Source organism: Streptomyces sp. NPDC056600, from assembly GCF_042792855.1.
Lineage (GTDB): Bacteria > Actinomycetota > Actinomycetes > Streptomycetales > Streptomycetaceae > Streptomyces.
Window position 1 is genome coordinate 1 of record NZ_JBHTVQ010000002.1, and the last position, 18,295, is coordinate 18,295.

The following is an 18,295-nucleotide window of genomic DNA, read 5'->3' on the forward strand; positions in this document are numbered from 1 at the left end:
GGCGTCCTCCACGGACGTCCCGCCGCGGGCCGGACGGCCTCACCGGCGCCGGGTCAGGCGAGCCCCGCCAGGCGCAGCAGCAGGTTCTTCACCTCGGTGGCCTCGACGCGGTCGCCCAGCTCGTGCGGGGCGGAGCAGAGCAGCAGCGGGCCGTCCTCGTCCCGCTCGGGCAGCCGGCCGTGGCTGCCGCCCACGGGTGAGGGGTCGAGCGGGACGACGGCCATCCGGTAGCGCATGCCGAGCTTCTTGCGGGCCAGGGCGCCGGCCGCCTTCACCTTCACGTACGGGTCGAGGGGGTCCATGAAGAGCTCGGCGGGGTCGTAGCCGGGCTTGCGGTGGATCTCCACCAGCTGGGCGAAGTCGGGGGCGTGGTCGTCGTCGAGCCAGTAGTAGTAGGTGAACCAGCTGTCCGGCGCGGCCACCAGGACCAGTTCGCCGGCGCGCGGGTGGTCGAGGCCGTTCGCCTTCTTCCCCGCGTCGTCGAGGATCTCCGCGACGCCCGGCACCTCGGCCAGCAGGGCGCGGACCGTCTCCCGGTCCTCCTGCCGCCGCACGTAGACGTGGGCGATCTGGTGGTCGGCGACGGCGAAGGCGCGGGAGGTCGTCGGGTCGAGGTACTCCATGCCGTCCTGGGTGTGCACCTCCAGCAGTCCGGCGCGGCGCAGCACGCGGTTGACGTCGACGGGGCGGGACACCGGGGTGATGCCGTACTCGGAGAGCGCGACGACGGTGCGGCCCTCGGCGCGGGCCTGGTCGAGGAGCGGGGCGACTGCGGCGTCCAGTTCGGTGGCGGCCCGCAGCGAGCGCGGGTCGTCGGGGCCGTAGCGCTGCAGGTCGTAGTCGAGGTGGGGCAGGTAGCACAGGGCGAGGTCGGGCCGCCGGGTGCGCAGGACGTGGCGGGTGGCGTCGATGATCCAGCGGCTGGAGACCAGGTCGGCGCCGGGTCCCCAGAAGTTGAAGAGGGGGAACGTGCCCAGCGCGTCGGTGAGTTCGTCGTGCAGGGCCGGCGGCCGGGTGTAGCAGTCGGGTTCCTTGCGGCCGTCGGCGTAGTAGACGGGGCGGGGGGTCACGGTGATGTCCGTGTCGGCGCCCATCGCGTACCACCAGCAGATGTTGGCCACCGTGTAGGCGGGGGCGACCCGGCGGGCGGCGTCCCAGAGCTTGTCGCCGCCGACCAGCCCGTTGTGCTGCCGCCACAGCAGGACGTCGCCGAGCTCGCGGAAGTACCAGCCGTTGCCGACGATCCCGTGCTCGGAGGGGAGCGTGCCGGTCAGGAAGGTCGACTGCGCGGCGCAGGTGACGGCGGGCAGCACGGTGCCCAGCGGTGCGCGGGAGCCGTCGCGCGCCAGGGACTTCAGGTGCGGCATGTGGTCCAGGAGGCGTGGGGTCAGTCCCACGACGTCGAGGACCAGCAGCGGGTTCACCGAGGGTGTCACGGCAGCTCCTTGAGGCCGAGGTCGGTCAGCAGGTCGCGGGCGAGGGCGAGTTCGGCGGCGATGCCGTCGGCGAGTCCGCCGGCGTCGCGGGGGCGCAGCGCGGGCGGCAGTGCCTGCCAGGTGTAGGTCTCGACCTCGAGGTGGCGGGTGCGGGGGACGGGGCCGCCGACCAGGTGGGCGAGGGCGTCCCGCAGCACGGGCAGGGTGGAGGTCAGCGGCGGGGCGGGGGCGGCGTGCAGCGGGACGTGGAAGTGGGAGCGCCACGGCGCCTGCCGCGGCAGCGCCCCGCTCGTGAGGGCCTCGGGCAGGTCGTCGACGGCGTGCAGGGCGCCGTCGGGGGTGCGGGCGCGGGTCTGGTGGAGGAAGCGGGGCTCGGCGAAGGCGGCCAGCGCCTCGCGTCCGGCCGGGTCGCCGGGGTCCTCGGCGTGCAGGGCGGCGGAGAGCTGCGACTTGACGACGGGGACGCCGGCCGCCGCCAGGGCGTCGAGGGCGGGGCCGGGGTCCTCGAAGGAGGTGGCCAGGTGGCAGGTGTCCACGCAGACGCCGACGCGCGGGTGGCCGATCTCGGTGAGCGGGGCGACGGCGTCGGCGGTCGTCTCGATCACGCAGCCCGGCTCCGGCTCCAGTCCGACGCGGACCGAGCGGCCGGTCTCCTCGTGGAGCCGGTCGAGCCCGCGCCCCAGGGTGCGCAGGGCGGTCAGGGCCGCCGCGGCGCGTTCGCCGTCGTCCGCGGTGCGCCAGGCCAGGGGCAGGGTGGAGACGGTGCCCTCGGCGGCGTCCTCGGGGAGCAGCCGGGTGAGGACGCGGGCCAGGGCGGTGGTGTGCTCCAGGCGTTCGGGGTCGGCCCAGTCGGGCCGGTAGACGCGGTACTTGACCTCCTCGGCGCCGAAGGCCTGGTAGGGGAAGCCGTTGAGGGTGACCACCTCCAGGCCGCGGCGGTCGAGTTCGTCGCGCAGCCGGCGCAGGGCCGCGGGGTCGGTGTCCAGGGCGCGGGCCGCGTCGTGGGCCAGCCACAGGCCGATGCCGAGCCGGTCGCGTCCCAGCCGTCGGCGGACGGCCTCGCAGTGGTCGCGGAGCTGGGCGAGGACGCCGTCGAGGGTCTCGGCGGGGTGGACGTTGGTGCAGTAGGCGAGGTGGACGACGGAGCCGTCCGGGTGCCGGAAGCGCATCGTCATTCGCCCCCGCGCAGGATGGAGTTGCCCTCGTGGGTGGCCGCGGCGGCGTCGGCGGGCGTCAGGTCGAGGCGGCCGCTCAGTGCGTAGAAGGCGACCGGGTTGCGCCACAGCACCAGGTCGACGTCGTCCTCGCCGAAGCCCGCCGCGAGCATCGCGTCCCCGACCTTGCGGGTCTTCAGCGGGTCGCTCCTGCCCCAGTCGGCGGCGGAGTTGACCAGGACGCGCTCGGGGCCGTAGGCCCGCAGCACGGCGACCATGCGGTCCTCGTCCATCTTGGTGTCGGGGTAGACGGAGAAGCCCAGCCAGGCGCCGCTGTCCTTGGCCTCGGCGACGGTGGTCTCGTTGAGGTGGTCGACCAGCACCCGGTCGACGGGCAGCTTCGACTCGCGCACCACGTCGAGGGTGCGCCGCAGTCCGGTGACCTTGTCGCGGTGCGGGGTGTGGACCAGGGCGGGCAGGCCGTGGTCGGCGGCCAGTTGCAGCTGGGCGGCCAGCGCGTGGTCCTCGGCCGGGGTCATGGAGTCGTAGCCGATCTCGCCGAGCGCGACCACGCCGTCCTTGGCCAGGTAGCGGGGCAGTTCGTCGAGGACGGGAGTGCAGCGCGGGTCGTTGGCCTCCTTGGGGTTGAGCGCGAGGGTGCAGTGGTGGGCGATGCCGTACTGGGCGGCCCGGTAGGGCTCCCAGCCGAGCAGGGAGTCGAAGTAGTCGACGAAACTGGCCGGCGAGGTGCGGGGCTGGCCGAGCCAGAAGGCGGGCTCGACGACGGCGCGCACTCCGGCGGCGCGCATCGCCTCGTAGTCGTCGGTGGTGCGGGAGGTCATGTGGATGTGGGGGTCGAAGATGCGCATCAGTGTGTCTCCTGTGGGGCGGAGGCGGGAGCGGGTTCGGTGAGGGCCAGGACGCGGTACAGGTCGGCGGGCACGGTGCGGCCCGCCGCACCCCGTTCGGCGGCGAAGTCGCCCAGCATGCGCACGAGTTCGGCGTCGCCGTGGGCGCGTTCGGCGAGCCGGTCGACGGTGTCGAGGGGGACGCCGGTGAAGAGGCACTTGAGGACGGCGTGCCGCCAGGGGTGGGCGGGCAGGTGGCGGGCGCCGTAGGGGCCGAGGGCGGCGGCGACCAGCCGGGTGTCGTTGGTGCGCAGGGCGTCCTCGACGAGGTCCAGCGCCTCGTCGCCGGGGACCAGTGCGGGCAGGGCGTGGAGCACGGCGCGGCGTTCGGCGGCGGTGCCCTGGCGGTAGAGGCGGGCCAGTGTGCCGGGGCCGGCCCCGGCGGCGTGCAGCAGGAGGATCCGGGCGTCGTCGGCGGCGTCGGGGCCGACGCGGCGGCCTGCCTCGGCGAAGCGGATCTCCAGGCCGGAGACCCCGGCCGCGGGGGTGCGGGACTCCCCGGCCGCGGCGGTGTCGGCCCCCCGGGCAGCGGCGGTGCCGGACTCCTCGGCCACGGTGGTGAGGGCGTCCTCCAGCCAATCCCGTGCGGGGGCCGGGAGCCGGGCGGCGAGACGGGCGCGGCGCTCGGTCGTCGGGGACGGGACGGACGCCGGGGGTGCGGCGTGGAGGGTGTCCTGGGAAGCGGGGTCGGGGTCGGGACCGGGACCGGCGGTCATGCGGTGCTCCCTTCGGTGGCCGTGGTGGTGGAGGGCGGGGTGGTGGCGGGGGCATCGGTCGTGGCGGGGGGCGAGGTCCCGGCAAGGTGTCCAGCTGTCGCGGAGGGCCGGGTCCCAGCGAGGGGTCCGGTCGTGGCGGAGGGCGAGGTCCCCGCAAGGGGTCCGGTCGTGGCGGAGGGCCGGGTCCCGGCGGGCGCCGCCGTCGTGGGGGCGGAGGGCGGGGGCGGCATGGAGGGCGTGGTCGCGGCGGAGGACGCGGTCGCCGCGCGGGTCGTCGTAGTGACGTCCGCCGCCGTCGTGGCCCGTGCCGTCGTCGCCACCCCGGCCGTGTGCGCGGCCCGGTGGAGGAAGGAGAGCGAGTGTTCGGCGTACCGGGGTCCCGCGTGGGAGTGGCGGGGCAGTTCCACGACGGTCAGCCCGCGGTAGTCCGCCGCGGCGAGCGCGGCCAGCACGGAGGGGAAGTCGATCTCGCCCTCGCCGAACGGGAGGTGCTCGTGGACGCCGCGGCGCATGTCCTCGATCTGCACGTGCCGCAGCCAGGGCGCGGCCTCGCGGACGCAGTCGGCGGGCGGCAGGGGTTCCAGGCACTGGCAGTGGCCGATGTCCAGGGTCAGACCCAGCGGCCGAGGGTCACCGAGGAGACGGCGCAGCCGGTGGAAGCCGGCCAGGTCGGCGAGCAGGTGCCCGGGCTCCGGCTCGATCGCCAGGGCGACCCGGGATGCCTCGGCCGCGGCCAGCACGGGGTTCAGCGCCTCCGCGAGCCGCATCCAGGCGGCGTCCTCGTCGGTGCCGGGCGGGATGACCCCGCTGAAGCAGTGCACGGCGTGTGCGCCGAGGTCCGCGGCCACCCGGACGGCCCGCAGCAGCAGGGCGACGCGGCGGCCGCGGTCCTCCGGCTCGGGGTCGAGCAGGGAGGGACCGTGCTTGCGGCGCGGGTCCAGGACGTAGCGTGCGCCGGTCTCGACGGTGACCGCCAGGCCGAGTGCGGCCAGCCGCGCGGCGAGCTTGGCGGTGCGGGCGGCGAGATCGGGGGCGAGCGGGTCGAGGTGCATGTGGTCGAGGGTGAGTCCGACGCCGTCGTAGCCGAGGTCGGCGAGCAGGGCGAGGGCGTCGTCGAGACGGAGGTCGGCGAGGCCGTTGGTGCCGTAGCCGAGGCGTAAGGGGCGTAAGGGAAGGGTGTCGCTCGTGCTCGTTCTCATGTGAGGCTCACTTTCCGGCCGAGGCGGCGGGCGACGGGCGCGAGGGCCGCGGTGAGGAGGGCGGTCGCGGGGTCGCCGGCCCGGGCCGCGAGGGCGGCCTGCAGGGGGACGAGGGCGCGGATCCCGCCGCCGACGGCGCGCTGGGTCAGCTGGGGGGACGGGTTGAGCACGGCGTGCAGCAGGGGGCGGGCGGCGGTCACCGCGAACGCCGCGGCGGCCGGCGGGGTCAGGCGACGACCGAGGCCCGCGGCGAGCGGGGGCGGACGGCCACCGAGACCCGCGGCGAACGCGGTCGGACGCCCACCGAGGCCCGCGGCGAACGGGGCGAGGCGGCCACCGAGGCCCGCGGCGAACGGGGCGAGGCGGCCACCGAGGCCCGCGGCGAACGGGGCGAGGCGGCCACCGGGACCTCCGCCCCGCGGGGCCGGGCCTGCACCGTGGCCTCCGCCGGGCGGGGCCGGACGATCACCGGGACCCCCGCCGAGGGGGGCCGGACGGCGTTCGGGGCCGTCCGGTCGCCCGGTGTGTGCGGGCGGCGCCACGCCGGTGGGGGGCGACGCGGCACGAGGCCGACGCCCGATCCCGGTGACGGCCCCTGACGCGGACCCGGACCGCCCGCCGACGGCCGGGCCCGGCGCGGCCCCGAGGCGCGCGTCCTCGCCTCGACCACGCCGTGACGGACCGCCCTCGTCGCCCCCACTCGTGCGAGCGGCGCTCCGCACGAGCCCCGCGGTGACCGCGGCGGTCACCGCCAGGGCCGCCACGGACGGCCGCACCGCGCCGCCGCGGGTCTCGTGGCGGGAGACCACCGTGACGGCGCAGGTGTGCGCGCCCACGGCCAGGGCGGACGGCAGCGCGCGGAGGGGCGCCCCGGTGGAGGCGGCGCCCATCAGCAGGTCCAGGGCGCGGGCGGCGCCCATGGCGGCCGGTCCCAGCGGCGTGTGCTTGAGGTGCAGGTCGTAGGCCCACACGGTGGCCGCCAGGGGGGCCGCGACGGCCGCGGTGCTCCGGCCGGCCAGGGCCGCGCAGCCGAGGCCCGCCGCGGTGAGCCCTCCGGCGGCGGCCAGCGCGACCCCCGGCCGGATACGCCCGGACGGCAGCGGCCGCCCCGGTCTCTCCCTCGCGTCCTCCTCGCGGTCGGCCCAGTCGTTGAGGGCCATGCCCGCCGCGTACAGGCACAGTGAGGCGGCGACGGCGCCGAGGGTGCGGGTCCGGGGCCGTCCGCCGCCCGCGACGGCGCCGGCCAGCGCGTCGCCGGGCACGGTGAACAGCGCGGGGACGCGCAGCAGTTCGGCCCAGTCCCGGGCCGCGCTCATCGGCCGGCCGCCAGCCGTCGCGCCAACTCCAGCAGGCGGCCGTACTGTTCGCCGAGCGCGACCGGCCCCTCCCCCACCGGGTCCTTGAAGTAGAACCCGAGCTCACCGACGGGCCCCGTCAGACCCAGCTCCCCTGCCCGGGCCATGATGCGGGCGAGGTCCAGCACCAGCGGCGCGGCCAGCGCGGAGTCGCAGCCCTGCCAGGTGGTCTGCAGCACCATCCGGGTGCCGAGGAAGCCGTCGAAGGCGATGTGGTCCCAGGCCGTCTTCCAGTCGCCCAGCGCGGGGACGTCGTCGATGTGCGTGCCGCCCTCCGGCAGGGTGCCGAGCGCGTCGGCGAGGACCCGCGCCTTGCCGGCGTTCTTGGCGGCGGCGGCCGCCGGGTCGGCCAGTGCCGCGCCGTCGCCGCCGCCCAGCAGGTTGGTGCCCGACCAGGCCCGCACGTCCAGGGCGCGCTGGGCGAACATCGGCGCCAGCACGGCCCGCAGCAGGGTCTGCCCGGTCTTGCCGTCCCGTCCCGCGTACGGCAGTCGGCTCTCCTCGACGAGCGGGGCGAGCGCCGGGTGCTGGATGCCCGCGGAGGGGGTGAAGTTCACGTACGGGCAGCCGGCCCGCACCGCGGCCGCCGCGTACAACGCGCTCGGCGGAAGTCCGGGGCCGTCGGTCCGCGGCTCGGTGGAGGCGACGTTGACCACCACGACCCGCCGCAGTCCGCGCCGCCGCGCGAACTCCCCGATGTCGTCGGCCAGTCGCTCGGTGACGCCGTCGGCGTCCTCGGTCGCTCCCGCCCTGATCTCGCGGTCGGCGTCCTCGAGTTCGGCCCGGACGGCGTCCGGCAGACCGTGGGGCAGGACGCCCGCCCCGGCGAGTGCCTCGGCGCGCTTGGCGAGCGGACCCTCGGCGGTGTCGTGACCGCCGAAGACGAGGGCGGTGAGCGGGGGCAGCCCGCTGCGGGCGAAGGGGGGTGTCTCGGTGAGCATCCCGGTCGGCGGGCGCAGTCCGGCGGTCAGGGCCGCGCAGCCCGCGACGGCGGTGGTGGCGACGGAGCCCCTGGCCCCGATCAGCCAGACGCCCACCCGGGGCGGTAAGTCGGACGGTAAGTCGGACGGGGACATGACGCGGCCTCCTCGGTTCGCACGGAATACGCAACGGGGAAACTAGCAGCCGCGGGCGGGTCTTGATCAGTGTCAGGACGGACGGACTGTGCCTCGCGGACCTCTGCGAAGCACCGGAACTCCGCGATGGCAGCGGGCCTTCCGTCTGGCCGGGCATCGTGTAACCGGTTAAAGTGGTTACATGGACTCCGTCGCGCCCCCGGGGCTGACATTGCGCTCCCACACCGGTGCCGCCTACCGGTTCGACCCCGGCGCGCTCTGCCTGGAACTGCTGACCACCGGCGGCCCCGGCCCCTACCGCCGCTACGAGGTCCTGCACGAGCCCGCCGACCTGGCCGCCTGGGCGGAACGCTCGCGGCTGACCCCGACACCCGCGCTGGACGTCTCCGCGTCGGAGGTGGCCGACGCCCGAGCGCTGCGTGACGCGCTGTTCCGGGTGGTCCTCGCCCGCACGCGCGGCGAGCACCCCCCGTCCGGCGACCTGGAGACCCTGAACGAGGCGGCCGCCCGTCCGGCCATGGCGCCCGCCGTCGCCCCCGACGGGACGCGGCAGTGGGCCGGCACGCCCACCGGCACGCACCTGACGGCCACCGTCGCCCGGGACGCCGTCGAGCTGCTGACCGGGCCCTTCGCGCACCGCATCCGCACCTGCGCGGCCGAGGACTGCCACCTGGTCTACGTCGACACCTCGCGCCCCGGCCGCCGCCGCTGGTGCTCCATGGAGCACTGCGGCAACCGCCACAAGGTCAGGGCGCTGCGCGCCCGCCACTCCGAGGAAGGATGACCGCCATGCCCACAGGTCTCACCCAGGACGCCGGCTGGCAGATCGGCGTGTCCCGCACCCTGCCCCACCCGGTGGAGGCCGTATGGGAGTTCGTGAGCGGCCCCGACGGCATCGCCCTCTGGCTCGGCGCCGGTGCGGTCCTGACCCCGGAGAGGGGCGCCCCCTACCGGACGGCCGACGGGGTCACGGGCGAGGTGCGCGGCTACCGCACGGCGGACCGCATCCGCGTCACCCACGGCACGACCACGGTCCAGATCGCCCTCAGCCCCGCGGCCGACGGGGCCCGCACGACGCTGCGCCTCCACCAGGAGCACCTGGCGAGCGCCGAGGAGCGCGAACGGCGACGGGCCCACTGGCAGCACGTCATGGATCAGGTCGCCGCCGCCCTCGAGCGGCGGTGACCACGGCGCACGACACCTGGCCGGAGACCGGCGCCGCGGGGCAGCCGTGGGCACCCCTTGCAGGCGGCGCCCACTACCGGGGCGCCCGTCCCCGCCGCGGCGCGGTCAGCCCTTGGGGCGGGCGTGGTAGGAGTGCCGGGTGTGTTCCGTGTGCTCGCGCATGAGCCGCGTCGCCCCCGCTTCGTCCCGCTCGGCGATCGCGGCGATCAGCGCGCGGTGCTCGGTCCACGACTGGGCGCCGCGCTGCCGGGCGATCGGCGTGTAGTACCACCGCACCCGCCGGTCCACCTGCGCGGCCAGTTCGGCCAGGACGGCGTTGCCGGCCAGCTCCATCACCGCGGCGTGGAAGCGCGCGTTGGCCTCCACCGCGCCGTCGACGTCGTCCGCGGCGACCAGCGCCTCGCCCTCCGCGCACAGCGCCTCGAGCCGCTCGATGCCCGGCTTGCCCGCGTTCGCAGCGGCGAGCCGGGCGGCCTCGGCCTCCAGCAGCGTGCGCACGGTGAGGAGTTGGTCGGCCTCCTCCTCGGTCGGCTCGTGAACGAAGGCGCCCTGGGCGGGGCGCAGGTCCACCCAGCCCTCGGTGTTGAGCCGCTGCAGCGCCTCGCGGACGGGCTGGCGGGACACTCCGAGGTGACCGGCGAGCTCGCTCTCCACCAGGTGCTGTCCGGGCCGCAGCGCGCGGGTGGTGATGAGCTCCAGCAGCGCCTCGTAGACGCGGTCCCGGAGCGGACCGGGGCGTTCCAGCTTGGGCACGGCGCCCTGCGGCAGACCGGTGGACAGCATCGCATCCCCTCCTGAACACCCTGATCAACACCCTGATCCTGGAGACCCTGGGCACACCCCGTTGTCCATCGTCTACAGTCTACGGCGCTCGGGGAGTTGCGGCGCGGGTGACGTCGGACACGACACGCCGGTGCGCCCCGTCCCCTGCCGCGGGAACGAGGCGCACCGTGGGCGACGCCGGTCGCGGAGTCAGCCCGTGAAGAGCTGGGTGGCCTTGCGGACCAGCTCGAAGAGGCCGTAGGCGAGCGGCGCCCCGACCCACAACCACGAGAAGGCGATCAGCCCGCGGCGCCCGGCGCCCTCAGGCGGGTTCTGCGACATGGACGCCCTCCTTCACGTGGTACTTGGCGTGCACCGGCCGCACCAGCTCGTTGGCCACGAACCCGACGACCAGCAGGCCGAGCATGATGAACAGCGAGGTCCCGTACAGCTCGGGGCCCTCCTTGCCCGCCTCCTCCTGCCGGTCGGCGATCCAGTTGACGATCAGCGGGCCGAGGACGCCCGCGGTGGACCAGGCCGTCAGCAGCCGTCCGTGGATGGCGCCCACCTGGTAGGTGCCGAACAGGTCCTTCAGGTAGGCGGGGATCGTCGCGAACCCGCCGCCGTAGAAGGACAGGATGACCAGCGCGCAGAGCACGAAGAGCGGCTTGGATGTGTCCCCGAACAGCGCGATCATCAGGTACATCAGCGCGCCGACGCCCAGGTAGACGCGGTAGATGTTCTTGCGCCCGATCAGGTCGGAGGTCGAGGACCAGCCGATCCGGCCCGCCATGTTGGCCGCCGAGAGCAGCGCCACGAACCCGGCGGCGGCCGAGACCGACACCGGCGTCGAGGAGTCGGCGAAGAAGTCGGTGATCATCGGCGCGGCCTTCTCCAGGATGCCGATGCCCGCGGTGACGTTCATGACAAGCACCAGCCACAGCAGCCAGAACTGCGGCGTGCGCACGGCGTCGCGCGCGGACACCTGGACCCCGCCGACGCCGGCCGTGGCGTCGGCGGCGGCGTCGCCCTCCGCGGGCCTGGGCACGCGGATCAGCAGCACGCCGAGCGACATGAAGACCGCGTAGACCAGGCCGTGGACCAGGAAGGCGGTGGCGATGCCGGAGGAGTCGGAGCCGAACGACTCCAGCATCCGGGTGGACCAGGGCGAGGCGATCAGCGCGCCGCCGCCGAAGCCCATGATGGCGATGCCGGTGGCCATGCCCGGCCGGTCGGGGAACCACTTGATCAGCGTGGAGACCGGCGAGATGTAACCGATGCCGAGGCCGATGCCGCCGACGAAGCCGTAGCCGAACACGATCAGCCAGTACTGCCCGGTGTACGCGCCGAGGGCGGAGAGCAGGAAGCCCGAGGAGAAGCACACCAGGGCGACCGTCATCGCCCAGCGCGGGCCGTTGCGTTCGACGAGGGTGCCGCCGAAGGCCGCGGACAGGCCCAGCATCACGATGCCCAGCTGGAAGGGAAGCGCGCTCAGCGTGCCGCTGATGTCGAGCGAGGATTCCAGGGGGGCCTTGAAGACGCTCCAGGCGTAGGCCTGACCTATGGACAGATGGACGGAGAGGGCGGCCGGGGGCACGAGCCAGCGGCTCCATCCCGGCGGTGCTACCGGTGGACTCATGATCCGGAACCTTAGGTACCGCTTACCTGCTTGGGAAGACTCCGGACGCCCCCCGCTTCTCTTCCCGCACCGCTCGGCCTCATGCCTTGCCAGGAGCCTTGCCGCCTCACCTCCCATACTGTAGACAATATTCAGTCGACCTTCTCGCCGAACGGCCCGGAGGGAAGGCCCAGTTCCTCGGTACGCCCTCGACCGGACGGAGCTTGCTGTGAGAGTCGCGGTACTCGGCGCGGGCGCGATCGGCGCCTATGTGGGCGCCGCCCTGCACCGGGCGGGCGTGGAGGTGCACCTGATCGCCCGCGGCGCCCATCTGGAGGCCTTGCGACGGGACGGCGTGCGCGTCCTGAGTCCCCGAGGCGACTTCACCGCCCGTCCCCCCGCCACCGACGACCCCGCCGGGGTCGGCCCGGTGGATCACGTGTTCCTCGGCCTCAAGGCGAACGCCTACGCGTCCTGCGGGCCCCTGCTGAAGCCGCTGCTGAAGCCGGGGACGGCGGTGGTCGCCGCGCAGAACGGCATTCCCTGGTGGTACTTCCACCGCCACGGCGGCCCGCACGACGGGCGGCGCCTGCACAGCGTGGACCCCGGCGGAGCGGTCAGCGAGGTGATCGCCCCGGAACGGGCCGTCGGCTGCGTGGTGTACGCGGCCACCGAACTCGCGGCCCCGGGGGTGGTGCGGCACATCGAGGGGACCCGGTTCTCGATCGGCGAGCCCGACCGCTCCGTCTCCGCGCGCTGCACCGTCTTCAGCGAGGCGATGGTCGCGGGCGGCCTCAAGTGCCCCGTCGAGCCGGACCTGCGCGAGGACATCTGGATCAAGCTGCTGGGCAACGCCACGTTCAACCCGATCAGCGCCCTGACCCGGGCCACGATGCGGGAGATGTGCGTGCACCACGGCACCCGCCGGGTCGTCACGGCCATGATGCGCGAGACGGTGGCGGTGGCGGAGGCCCTGGGCTGCAGGGTGGGCGTCTCCGTCGAGCGCCGGCTGGCGGGGGCGGAGCGGGTCGGCGACCACCGCACCTCCACCCTGCAGGACCTGGAGCGCGGCCGGCCCCTCGAACTCGACGTGCTGCTCACCGTGTTGCTCGAACTGGCGGAGATCACGTGCGTCGACACCCCCACCCTTCGCACGGTCCACGCCCTGTCGGACCTGCTCGCGCTGAGGAGCGCCGCATGAGCAACTCCCCCGTCTCCCCCGCGGCTCCCGGGCCCCGCGCCCGGCGGCGCGGCCGGACCCCGAAGACCTACACCCGGCTCACCCACCCCCTGGTCCGCGACGCGCGCGACGAGCCGTTCCGCCGCGCCACCTGGAGCGAGGCGCTGGACCGGGTCGCCCGGGCGCTGCGTGAGCACCGCGGCGCGTTCGGGATGTTCTCCTGCGCCCGGGCGACCAACGAGATGAACTACGTGGCGCAGAAGTTCGCCCGCGTGGTGATGGGCACCAACAACGTCGACTCGTGCAACCGCACCTGTCACGCGCCCAGTGTGGCGGGGCTGTCGGCGGCGTTCGGCTCCGGCGGGGGCACCTCCTCGTACGAGGAGGTGGAGCACACCGACGTCATCGTCATGTGGGGTTCCAACGCCCGCTTCGCGCATCCCATCTTCTTCCAGCACGTCCTCAAGGGCATCCGGGCCGGCGCCCGGATGTACGCCGTCGACCCGCGCCGGACCTCCACCGCGCAGTGGGCGGAGAGCTGGCTGGGCCTGAACGTCGGCACCGACATCCCTCTGGCGCACGCCGTGGGGCGCGAGATCATCGCCGCCGGCCTGGTGAACGAGGCGTTCGTGGAGCGCGCCACCACCGGCTTCGAGGAGTACCGCGCGCTGGTCGAGCCGTGGACGCCGTCGCTGGCGGAGAAGGTGACCGGCGTGCCGGCCGAGGCGATCCGCGAGCTCGCGCACGCCTACGCGCGCGCCGAGCGGGCGCAGCTGTGCTGGACCCTGGGCATCACCGAGCACCACAACGGCACCGACAACGTCCGCGCGCTGATCAACCTGTCGCTGCTCACCGGCCACGTCGGACGGTTCGGCTCCGGCCTGCAACCGCTGCGCGGCCAGAACAACGTGCAGGGCGGCGGCGACATGGGCGCCATCCCCAACCGGCTCCCCGGCTTCCAGGACATCCTGGACCCGGCGGTGCGGCGGAAGTTCGAGGGCGCCTGGAACACCACCATCCAGCCCCGCTACGGCCTGAACCTCACCGAGATGTTCGAGGCGATGGAGGAGGGCTCGCTGCGGGCCGTCTACTGCGTGGGCGAGAATCCCGCGCAGTCGGAGGCGGACTGCGAGCAGGCGGTGCGCCGCCTGAGGGAGCTGGACTTCCTGGTGGTGCAGGACATCTTCATGACGGCGACGGCCGAACTCGCCGACGTGGTGCTGCCGTCGACTGCCGGCTGGGCGGAGACCGACGGCACCTTCACCAACAGCGAACGCCGCGTGCAGCGGGTGCGCGCGGCCGTCACCCCGCCCGGGGAGGCCCGCGAGGACATCGACATCCTCTGCGACCTGGCCGGGCGGCTGGGCCACGACTGGAAGTACGCGGACGCCGAGTCGGTGTGGAACGAACTGCGCGCGGTCTCACCCGACCACCACGGCATGACCTACGGCCGGCTGGACGAGCACCAGGGCATCCAGTGGCCCTGCCCGTCCACCGAGCGTCTCGAGCCGACCTACCTGCACGGCAGGCTGTGGGAGCGCGACCCCGGACGCCGGGGCAGGAGGGCGCCGTTCGGGCTGGTGCAGCACGATCCGCCGGTGGACGTCACCGACGAGGACCACCCGGTGCGGCTGACCACCGGGCGACGCCTGGACTCCTACAACACCGGTGTGCAGAGCGGCGGTTTCGCCTCGCCGCTCCGGCGCGGCGAGTACGTCGAGCTCAGCCCGGAGGACGCCGAGCGGTACGGCGTCGCCGTCGGCGAGGAGGTGCGGGTGGTCTCCCGGCGCGGCGCGGTCGTCGCCCCGGTGTGGATCGACACCGCGCTGCGGCCGGGGCTGGCGTTCATGACCTTCCACTTCCCCGACGAGGTGGACACCAACGCCCTGACCATCGAGGCCAACTGCCCGATCGCCGGCACGGCGGAGTTCAAGGCGTCGGCGATCCGGATCGAGAAGCTGCCCGCGCCCACACCCGCGGCCGCGCCCATGCCCACGCCCGACCACGTGAGGTGACCTGGTGGACCTGCACTTCGGCGACAGCGAACCCACCGACGAGGAACGCGCCGCGGTCGACGCGCTCCTCGGACCGCCGGCGTCCTCCTGGGAGGGCGCGGACCGCGACGAGACGCCCGCCGCCGACCTGCGGTGGGCACGCGGCGGGCGGGCCGCGCGCGACCGCCGCGACCTGCTGCTGCCGGGGCTGCACGCGATCAACGACCGGATCGGCTGGATCAGCGACGGCGCGCTGGACTACCTCTGCCGCCGCCTGACGGTCCCTCCGGCCGAGGCGTACGGGGTGGCCACCTTCTACGCCCTGTTCTCCGTGAGGCCCCGGCCGAGGACGGTGCTGCACGTGTGCACCGACATCGCCTGTGCCCCGGCCGGCGCGGACGGCGTGCTGGCCGCGGCCCGGGAGCGGCTGGGGCCCGGCTCGGGCGTCCAGGTCCAGGCGAGTCCGTGCCTGGGGCTGTGCGAGCGGGCCCCGGCGGCCCTGGCGATCCGGGCGGGCGACCCGGTGCGCACCGCGGTGGCCGCGCCGGCCACCGCCGCGTCGGCCGTCCTGGCGGCCACCGCCCCGGAGTCGGCCGCCGAGGAGCCGCCCGCCGCCCTGGCCGTCCCGCAGGCCGGGCAGGGCGGCCTGGTGCTGCTGCGCCGGGTCGGCATGGTGGACCCGTACTCGCTCGACGACTACCGGGCGCACGGCGGCTGGAGCGCGCTGCGCCGCGCCTTCGCGCTCGGCCCGGCGGGGGTGATCCGCGAGGTCACCGACTCAGGGCTGGTGGGCCGGGGCGGCGCGGCCTTCCCCACCGGGGTGAAGTGGCGTGCCACCGCCTCCCAGCCCGACCGCCCGCACCACCTGGTCTGCAACGCCGACGAGTCGGAGCCCGGCACCTTCAAGGACCGGGTCCTGATGGAGGGCGACCCGTACGCCCTGGTGGAGGCGATGACGGTCGCCGGGTACGCGACCGGCGCGCACCAGGGCCACCTCTACCTGCGCGGCGAGTACCCGCGGGCGCTGCGCCGTCTGGAGCACGCGATCACGCAGTCCCGGGCCCGGGGGTTCCTCGGCGAGGACGTCATGGGCATGGGGTACGCCTTCGACATCGAGATCCGGCGGGGCGCGGGCGCGTACGTGTGCGGCGAGGAGACCGCGCTGTTCAACTCGATCGAGGGCCGCCGGGGCGAGCCCCGCTCCAAGCCGCCCTTCCCGGTGGAGAAGGGGCTGTTCGGCAGGCCCACCGCCGCGAACAACGTGGAGACCCTGGTCAACGTCCTGCCGGTGCTCACCATGGGGGCGCCCGCCTACGCGGCCACCGGCACCGCGAAGTCGACCGGGACCAAGCTGTTCTGCGTCTCCGGCAGCGTCGCGCGGCCCGGCGTGTACGAGCTGCCCTTCGGCGCCACCTTGGGCGAGCTGCTGGAACTCGCCGAGGTGCGGGACGGGCTGCGGGCGGTCCTGCTCGGCGGGGCGGCCGGCTCCTTCGTGCGCGCCGACGAACTGGACGTCCCGCTCACCTTCGAGGGCACCCGCGAGGCCGGGGCCACCCTCGGCTCCGGCGTGGTGCTGGCCTTCGACGGCACGGTGCCGCTGCCGCGGCTGCTGCTGCGGATCGCCGAGTTCTTCCGCGACGAGTCCTGCGGCCAGTGCGTGCCCTGCCGGGTGGGGACGGTCCGCCAGGAGGAGGCGCTGCACCGGATCGCCGGGCGCACCGGCGCGGACGCCGCCGGTGACGTCGCCCTGCTGCGCGAGGTGGGCCGGGCCATGAAGGACGCCTCGATCTGCGGTCTGGGGCAGACCGCCTGGAACGCCGTGGAATCCGCCATCGACCGTCTGGGGGTCTACCAGTGACCGCGATACCGCTCGGCGTGCCGCGCCGCCTACTGGAGTTCACCCTGGACGGCGAGGAGGCCCGGGTCCCGGAGGGCTCTACGATCCTCGACGCCTGCCGCGCCTCCGGCAAGGACGTGCCGACCCTCTGCCAGGGCGACACCTTGGAGCCGAGGAACGCCTGCCGGGTCTGCGTCGTCGAGGTCGAGGGCGCGCGGACGCTGGCGCCGGCCTGCTCGCGCAGGGCCGAGCCGGGCATGGTGGTGCGCACCGGCACCGAGCGGGTCCGGCACAGCCGGAAGGTGGTGCTGGAACTCCTCGCCTCCTCGGTGGACCTCTCCACCACCCCCGGGGCCGCCGGCTGGATCGACGAGTACGGGGCCGTGCCGGACCGCTTCGGACCGGACGCCGCCCGGCAGACCGACGAGCCGCGGGTCGACAACGACCTGTACGTCCGCGACCTGGGCAAGTGCGTGCTCTGCTACAAGTGCGTGGACGCCTGCGGGGAGCAGTGGCAGAACACCTTCGCCATCTCCGTCGCGGGGCGCGGGTTCGACGCGCGGATCGCCGTCGAGCACGACGGTCCGCTCACCGAGTCGGCCTGCGTGTACTGCGGCAACTGCGTCGAGGTGTGCCCGACGGGGGCACTCTCCTTCAAGAGCGAGTTCGACCTGCGCGCAGCGGGTACGTGGGACGAGTCCCGGCAGACGCGGACCACCACGGTCTGCGCCTACTGCGGAGTAGGGTGCAACCTCACCCTGCACGTTCAGGACAATGAGATCGTCAAGGTCACCTCGCCGCACGACAACCCGGTGACCCACGGCAATCTCTGCATCAAGGGCCGCTTCGGCTACCAGCACGTACAGAACCGGGACTGACAGGGCTATGGGACGAGTCACGGAACGACGCAGGGTGATCCGGATCCGCGACGGAGTGGTCTCCGCCCGTCCGGACACGCTCGTCGCCGAGGAACCTCTGGAGATCCGGCTCAACGGCAAGCCGCTGGCCATCACCATGCGCACGCCCGGCGACGACTTCGCGCTCGCCGCCGGGTTCCTCGTCAGCGAGGGGGTGCTGGGCTCGGCCGCGGAGCTGCGCAACATCGTGTACTGCGCGGGGGCGACGGCCGACGGGGCCAACACGTACAACGTCGTGGACGTGCGGACCGCGCCCGGGGTCGTGATGCCGGACATCACCCTGGAGCGGAACGTCTACACCACCTCCTCGTGCGGGCTGTGCGGCAAGGCGAGCCTGGACGCGGTGCGCACGACGGCGCGCTGGGCGATCGACGACGGGGACGGGCCGGCCATGTCGCTGGAGCCGGCGCTGCTGTCGGTGCTGCCGGAGCGGCTGCGGGAGGCGCAGCGGGTGTTCGACCGCACCGGCGGGCTGCACGCGGCGGCCCTGTTCTCCGAGTCCGGGGAGCTGCTGGACGTCCGGGAGGACGTGGGGCGGCACAACGCGGTGGACAAGCTGGTCGGGCGGGCCCTGCAGAACGACGCGCTGCCGCTGTCGCGGACCGTGCTGATGGTGTCGGGGCGGGCGTCCTTCGAGCTCGCGCAGAAGGCGGTGATGGCGGGCATACCGGTGCTCGCCGCGGTGTCCGCGCCCTCCTCGCTCGCCGTGGACCTCGCGGCGGAGACGGGGCTCACGCTGGTGGGCTTCCTGCGGGGGGCCTCCATGAACGTCTACGCGGGAGAGGAACGGATCGCCCTCACGGCCGCCCCGGCCGTGCGGACCTGACGTCCCGTTCCCTCCGTCCCACGAGCGGGCGGGGCCCCGGCAGGCGGGGAGCGCCCCCTGCGCCACCGGGACCCCGCCCTTTTCCCGTCCCCCTTCGTGTATCGGTTTCGTGTATCGGTCACGTGGTCGAGC

16 protein-coding genes and 1 pseudogene are annotated in these 18,295 nt (G+C 74.6%); 7 read left to right on the forward strand and 10 right to left on the reverse strand.

The features are described 5' to 3' along the window. Nucleotides 1–53: 53 nt before the first annotated feature. From ACFRAV_RS01265 to ACFRAV_RS01295, 7 genes and pseudogenes are all read right to left on the reverse strand, one after another. On the reverse strand, nucleotides 54–1,436 hold the full coding sequence (locus ACFRAV_RS01265) for an alkaline phosphatase family protein (protein ID WP_382550282.1): 1,383 nt from the start codon (nucleotides 1,434–1,436) through the stop codon (nucleotides 54–56). Beyond that, the gene (eboE, locus tag ACFRAV_RS01270; protein ID WP_382550656.1) at nucleotides 1,433–2,605 is read right to left on the reverse strand and encodes a metabolite traffic protein EboE; all 1,173 of its coding nucleotides are present in this window, start codon (nucleotides 2,603–2,605) and stop codon (nucleotides 1,433–1,435) included. Before eboE ends, ACFRAV_RS01265 begins: the two co-directional genes overlap by 4 nt. Before the next feature lie 2 nt (nucleotides 2,606–2,607). Next, entirely contained in the window at nucleotides 2,608–3,459 is an 852-nt protein-coding gene (locus ACFRAV_RS01275) for a TatD family hydrolase (RefSeq protein ID WP_382550284.1), read from the reverse strand. Then, complete coding sequence (locus tag ACFRAV_RS01280) at nucleotides 3,459–4,214, reverse strand: EboA domain-containing protein (RefSeq protein WP_382550286.1); 756 nt, start codon at nucleotides 4,212–4,214, stop codon at nucleotides 3,459–3,461. The genes ACFRAV_RS01275 and ACFRAV_RS01280 overlap by 1 nt, the downstream gene beginning before the upstream one ends. Before the next feature lie 323 nt (nucleotides 4,215–4,537). Further along, nucleotides 4,538–5,413 (reverse strand): annotated as a pseudogene (locus tag ACFRAV_RS01285) (sugar phosphate isomerase/epimerase family protein); the annotation flags it as partial. Further along, nucleotides 5,410–6,729 carry an SCO3242 family prenyltransferase gene (locus ACFRAV_RS01290; protein WP_382550288.1) on the reverse strand — a complete coding sequence of 440 codons (1,320 nt, stop codon included), beginning with the start codon at nucleotides 6,727–6,729 and terminating at the stop codon, nucleotides 5,410–5,412. The gene ACFRAV_RS01290 and the pseudogene ACFRAV_RS01285, both read right to left, overlap by 4 nt. Beyond that, nucleotides 6,726–7,844 (reverse strand): inositol-3-phosphate synthase, encoded by a 1,119-nt coding sequence (locus ACFRAV_RS01295; RefSeq protein WP_382550291.1) that lies wholly within the window; start codon nucleotides 7,842–7,844, stop codon nucleotides 6,726–6,728. Before ACFRAV_RS01295 ends, ACFRAV_RS01290 begins: the two co-directional genes overlap by 4 nt. 181 nt (nucleotides 7,845–8,025) lie before the next feature. On the opposite strand from ACFRAV_RS01295, the gene ACFRAV_RS01300 reads away from it, so the two are divergent. Both ACFRAV_RS01300 and ACFRAV_RS01305 read left to right on the forward strand, forming a co-directional pair. Continuing rightward, complete coding sequence (locus tag ACFRAV_RS01300) at nucleotides 8,026–8,628, forward strand: CGNR zinc finger domain-containing protein (protein ID WP_382550293.1); 603 nt, start codon at nucleotides 8,026–8,028, stop codon at nucleotides 8,626–8,628. Between the two features lie 5 nt (nucleotides 8,629–8,633). Next, complete coding sequence (locus tag ACFRAV_RS01305) at nucleotides 8,634–9,029, forward strand: SRPBCC domain-containing protein (RefSeq protein ID WP_382550295.1); 396 nt, start codon at nucleotides 8,634–8,636, stop codon at nucleotides 9,027–9,029. Between the two features lie 105 nt (nucleotides 9,030–9,134). On the opposite strand, the gene ACFRAV_RS01310 is transcribed toward ACFRAV_RS01305, so the two are convergent. The 3 genes from ACFRAV_RS01310 to ACFRAV_RS01320 form a co-directional block, all read right to left on the reverse strand. Further along, nucleotides 9,135–9,812, reverse strand: coding sequence for a GntR family transcriptional regulator (locus ACFRAV_RS01310; protein WP_382550297.1), 678 nt, complete (start codon nucleotides 9,810–9,812; stop codon nucleotides 9,135–9,137). Nucleotides 9,813–10,001: 189 nt separating this feature from the next. Next, a complete protein-coding gene (locus ACFRAV_RS01315) occupies nucleotides 10,002–10,133 on the reverse strand; it encodes a hypothetical protein (protein ID WP_351111067.1) in 132 nt (43 codons plus the stop codon). Then, nucleotides 10,114–11,430, reverse strand: a complete 1,317-nt coding sequence (locus ACFRAV_RS01320) for an OFA family MFS transporter (protein ID WP_382550299.1) — start codon at nucleotides 11,428–11,430, stop codon at nucleotides 10,114–10,116. The genes ACFRAV_RS01315 and ACFRAV_RS01320 overlap by 20 nt, the downstream gene beginning before the upstream one ends. Nucleotides 11,431–11,638: 208 nt before the next feature. Here ACFRAV_RS01320 and ACFRAV_RS01325 point away from each other — a divergent pair, with 208 nt between their 5' ends. From ACFRAV_RS01325 to fdhD, 5 genes are read left to right on the forward strand one after another with little or no spacing between them, the layout of a single operon-like run. After that, nucleotides 11,639–12,610 (forward strand): 2-dehydropantoate 2-reductase, encoded by a 972-nt coding sequence (locus ACFRAV_RS01325; RefSeq protein ID WP_382550301.1) that lies wholly within the window; start codon nucleotides 11,639–11,641, stop codon nucleotides 12,608–12,610. Next, on the forward strand, nucleotides 12,607–14,604 hold the full coding sequence (locus ACFRAV_RS01330) for a molybdopterin oxidoreductase family protein (RefSeq protein ID WP_382550303.1): 1,998 nt from the start codon (nucleotides 12,607–12,609) through the stop codon (nucleotides 14,602–14,604). Before ACFRAV_RS01325 ends, ACFRAV_RS01330 begins: the two co-directional genes overlap by 4 nt. Before the next feature lie 4 nt (nucleotides 14,605–14,608). Continuing rightward, entirely contained in the window at nucleotides 14,609–16,441 is a 1,833-nt protein-coding gene (locus tag ACFRAV_RS01335) for an NADH-ubiquinone oxidoreductase-F iron-sulfur binding region domain-containing protein (protein WP_382550305.1), read from the forward strand. After that, nucleotides 16,438–17,298: a 2Fe-2S iron-sulfur cluster-binding protein gene (locus ACFRAV_RS01340; protein WP_382550307.1), complete on the forward strand. Its 861-nt coding sequence runs from the start codon at nucleotides 16,438–16,440 to the stop codon at nucleotides 17,296–17,298. The genes ACFRAV_RS01335 and ACFRAV_RS01340 overlap by 4 nt, the downstream gene beginning before the upstream one ends. 7 nt (nucleotides 17,299–17,305) lie before the next feature. After that, nucleotides 17,306–18,163 carry a formate dehydrogenase accessory sulfurtransferase FdhD gene (gene fdhD / locus ACFRAV_RS01345; RefSeq protein ID WP_382550309.1) on the forward strand — a complete coding sequence of 286 codons (858 nt, stop codon included), beginning with the start codon at nucleotides 17,306–17,308 and terminating at the stop codon, nucleotides 18,161–18,163. Nucleotides 18,164–18,295: the final 132 nt, after the last annotated feature.

Coding starts and splice junctions, on each gene's coding strand:
- eboE (WP_382550656.1), bottom strand. CDS start 2,605: ATGCGCTTCCGGCACCCGGACGGCTCCGTCGTCCACCTCGCCTACTGC.
- ACFRAV_RS01275 (WP_382550284.1), bottom strand. CDS start 3,459: ATGCGCATCTTCGACCCCCACATCCACATGACCTCCCGCACCACCGAC.
- ACFRAV_RS01280 (WP_382550286.1), bottom strand. CDS start 4,214: ATGACCGCCGGTCCCGGTCCCGACCCCGACCCCGCTTCCCAGGACACC.
- ACFRAV_RS01290 (WP_382550288.1), bottom strand. CDS start 6,729: ATGAGCGCGGCCCGGGACTGGGCCGAACTGCTGCGCGTCCCCGCGCTG.
- ACFRAV_RS01295 (WP_382550291.1), bottom strand. CDS start 7,844: ATGTCCCCGTCCGACTTACCGTCCGACTTACCGCCCCGGGTGGGCGTC.
- ACFRAV_RS01300 (WP_382550293.1), top strand. CDS start 8,026: ATGGACTCCGTCGCGCCCCCGGGGCTGACATTGCGCTCCCACACCGGT.
- ACFRAV_RS01305 (WP_382550295.1), top strand. CDS start 8,634: ATGCCCACAGGTCTCACCCAGGACGCCGGCTGGCAGATCGGCGTGTCC.
- ACFRAV_RS01310 (WP_382550297.1), bottom strand. CDS start 9,812: ATGCTGTCCACCGGTCTGCCGCAGGGCGCCGTGCCCAAGCTGGAACGC.
- ACFRAV_RS01315 (WP_351111067.1), bottom strand. CDS start 10,133: ATGTCGCAGAACCCGCCTGAGGGCGCCGGGCGCCGCGGGCTGATCGCC.
- ACFRAV_RS01320 (WP_382550299.1), bottom strand. CDS start 11,430: ATGAGTCCACCGGTAGCACCGCCGGGATGGAGCCGCTGGCTCGTGCCC.
- ACFRAV_RS01330 (WP_382550303.1), top strand. CDS start 12,607: ATGAGCAACTCCCCCGTCTCCCCCGCGGCTCCCGGGCCCCGCGCCCGG.
- fdhD (WP_382550309.1), top strand. CDS start 17,306: ATGGGACGAGTCACGGAACGACGCAGGGTGATCCGGATCCGCGACGGA.